This is a genomic window from Terriglobus sp. YAF25 (genome assembly GCF_052113305.1).
In the GTDB taxonomy this organism is placed as follows: Bacteria; Acidobacteriota; Terriglobia; order Terriglobales; family Acidobacteriaceae; genus Terriglobus.
Window position 1 is genome coordinate 1 of the sequence record NZ_JBFRCY010000634.1, and the last position, 2,758, is coordinate 2,758.

The 2,758-nt window shown below is 53.6% G+C and carries 4 protein-coding genes; 1 reads left to right on the top strand and 3 read right to left on the bottom strand.

Annotated features, from left to right (window positions below; translation table 11 throughout):
- Both AB4043_RS21520 and AB4043_RS21525 read right to left on the bottom strand, forming a co-directional pair.
- Nucleotides 1-672 (bottom strand): tyrosine-type recombinase/integrase (locus AB4043_RS21520; protein WP_442308038.1); only part of this gene is annotated, 672 nt, incomplete at its 3' end.
- The gene (locus tag AB4043_RS21525; protein ID WP_442299637.1) at nt 669-1,082 is read right to left on the bottom strand and encodes a helix-turn-helix domain-containing protein; all 414 of its coding nucleotides are present in this window, start codon (nt 1,080-1,082) and stop codon (nt 669-671) included. The genes AB4043_RS21525 and AB4043_RS21520, both read right to left, overlap by 4 nt.
- Nucleotides 1,083-1,203: 121 nt before the next feature.
- Between AB4043_RS21525 and AB4043_RS21530 the strand changes: the two genes are divergently transcribed.
- Nucleotides 1,204-2,142 (top strand): LysR family transcriptional regulator, encoded by a 939-nt coding sequence (locus AB4043_RS21530; RefSeq protein ID WP_442299638.1) that lies wholly within the window; start codon nt 1,204-1,206, stop codon nt 2,140-2,142.
- A 409-nt stretch (nt 2,143-2,551) separates the two neighbouring features.
- Here the strand turns inward: AB4043_RS21530 and AB4043_RS21535 are convergent.
- On the bottom strand, nt 2,552-2,758 hold a 207-nt coding region (locus AB4043_RS21535; protein ID WP_442308039.1), incomplete at its 5' end, for a GNAT family N-acetyltransferase.

A 2,758-nucleotide genomic window follows, 5' to 3' on the forward strand; every position in this document is an offset into this window, starting at 1 on the left:
CATCAGCAGTGGATCGATGTCCCGCCATGTGAGCGCAACCAGTTCCGAACGCCGCAAGCCTGTACTCCCAGCCAAGACCACCATCGCCTTCACGCGAAGAGGCAGTTCCTCGACCAATGCCGCAAACTCGGCAGGTGTCAGAACATCCGGTTCCCGCAAACGCTTTGACGAGGCGCGGACTTTACTGATGGGATTGCGATGCATCCACTCATACCGGATGGCATGATTGAAGATCGCCGACATGATGTTCCGAATTTTGCTTTTCGTTGCCGGAGCGTATGACAACGAATGCAGCCACTCCTCAACCTGCACGGTTCGAACGTCTGACAACCACTTCTCACCCCAAGCGGGAGCGATGTGATTTGTCAGATAAATCGACGTTGACTCGATCGTGGCAAATGCCTTCTTGTCGGCAGTCAACTCGTGTTTGCGGTAGTGGGCGATGAGCTCAGAGACCGTGACAGGCACTCTAACCTCGACGTTGATGTTGGCGCGAAAATCGGCCACGGCTTGTTCCGCATCCCGACGTGATGGAAGTTCATTCACCGTGCCGAGATTGCGTTTCTTGTACGTGCGCTTTCCGCTGGTCTCGTCATACCAGCGGAAGACCCATACATCCGGACCGCTTTTGCGCTTCTGTTTCAAGAGACTTCCTTGTTGAAAGCGGCTCATGCTGTTCTCCTGGCATGAGCGCTGATGGCTGTCTCCATGGTACTCGCGGGCGGTCGCCGTTCCGAGCTGATTCTGCGAGCTTCGACCCACTGAAGTAGCTCATGCTCAACGAAGCGCCAGAGCTTCCGTTTGCCCTCTCCCATAGGATGGGCCGGGACTTGGCCAAGCCGTGCCCATCGCACCAGCGTTCTCCTATCCATCCGCAGGATCTGTGCAGCTTCGTGTGCATCGAGAAGGTAGTGCGTCTCTGCCATTGGGTCACTCCAAGTCAGGCGCCGTGGTTCGTCACCACCAAGGCTTTCAGCCCAGCAGACTGACGCCTGAATTGAGCCCATCATCCTGACAAATATGGCAAGCCGTCCAATGAAAACTAGGGCTAGCGTTATTCCAGTTGGGAATAACGAAGACATTTGGATGGACGCCGCGTTGGCAAAACCAAACGCGGAAGGAATAAAATCTTCTTGTCGAAATTGACGATTGCCAGCTGTACGTTTGCTTGCCGTCTCCTAATGCTGAGTTCGGAGGATGGTTATGGCTCTTCCGGAAGTTCGGTTGCTTCAAGCTGCTATCGCGGTTGCGAGAGACCTCAATTTTTCGCGTGCCGCTGATCGTCTGCATATTGGCCAGTCCACACTGAGCAAACAAATTTATGAGTTGGAGAACCAATTGGGTTTTCGGCTCTTTGATCGGAATCATCAAACCGTCGCTATAACCGATGCGGGCCGTGCCTTTGTTGAAGAGGCTATCGAAGCGGTGTCTCACACTGAACGAGCCGTGGCAGCGGCAACAGCTGTTTTCAATGGCGCTGATGAGGTCTTGAATCTCGGAAAGTCAGCGTATACCGATCCTTTTCTCGTATCCACTCTGTTATCGATCCGCTTGCCCCTGTTTCCCGGCATGAGGATCAAACAGTGGAGCAACTATTCAAACGAACTCGCGCACCAAGTAATTTCAGGCGATCTCGACGCTGCCATGACGACCGGCGTTCCAGAGACACCGAAGCTGAGCCTGCTCCGCTTGGCGGACAATCCGTTCTACATTGTGATGGCAGCCAGCGACCCAATTGGGCAGCACCGGGAAGTACTCTTGGGACAGATGCACGACAGAAACTGGGTCTTGCTCAGTCGACACGCGAATTCCTACCTCTACGACATGATCCTGTTTGTTGGGTCAGGTAAGAATGTTCGCCCGAAGGACATCTTTCACGTAATGAGTCCAGAAGAGGTCCCTGAAATCATTCTGGAGCATCAAGCGATGGCTTTTCTTCCTCGGAGTGCCGCTTGGCGTATTTCACGTGACGGGATCACGATGAGGCCGTTGTCAGAATCACAGCTTCGGTTGGTGACAAACCTGGCAGTTCGTTCCGATACGAAGTCACGTCTCGTGAAGGAGTTTGTTCGGGCCACGTCGAGAAAGATGGACAGTTTCGCGCACAAATCGCAGGGACGACTGCCTCTTACAGGATCATGAGATTCGCTAAGTCGCTTATGCTTCAGAAGCAGGCCTGATCTCTACGTTGAGCGGACCGTCTTCACCGCACTTGGGGCAAGTGAAGATCCCAGAAGTGATTGCCCTTCCTTCAAAGGCCTCCCGTCTGGAAATCGTGCCACAGTGGATGCATACATGAACGGGAATCAATGTAGGTTGCGGTTGGGAAGGACCGGATGCCATAAGCGAATCTCTTCAACGTATTGGTTGCGACCTGCTTCAACATTCAATGCGGGGCTGATCCGGGTCGAAATGGAATCCATCAGCCAATCTCTGAGGCAAGTGTCCCTTCGCTCACGTATTCCTCTGCAAATCGCCGTAAGCGCCTAGTTGTGGGCCAGCGTGGTGCGAGCTAAGCTCGGCCGCATTCACGATGGGCTTCGCTATCAAATCAACGTAGCGGCCTAGTCATCATCCAGATGTCAAGCTCTTCAGAGCCGATTTGCAGGCTCCCTGGTAATAAACCGCACAAGCGAAATCCGAAGCGTTCAAACAAACGGACCGTGTTTTCATACTTGAGCGGGACCTGCACCTCTAGTTTCCTCATCTCGCTTGTCGCGAAGCGAAGCAGTTCCTGTAAAAGGAGACTCGCGACACC

Excerpts from the sequence above, each read along its gene's own strand:
- AB4043_RS21525 (WP_442299637.1), bottom strand. The coding sequence starts at position 1,082 with ATGTCTTCGTTATTCCCAACTGGAATAACGCTAGCCCTAGTTTTCATT.
- AB4043_RS21530 (WP_442299638.1), top strand. The coding sequence starts at position 1,204 with ATGGCTCTTCCGGAAGTTCGGTTGCTTCAAGCTGCTATCGCGGTTGCG.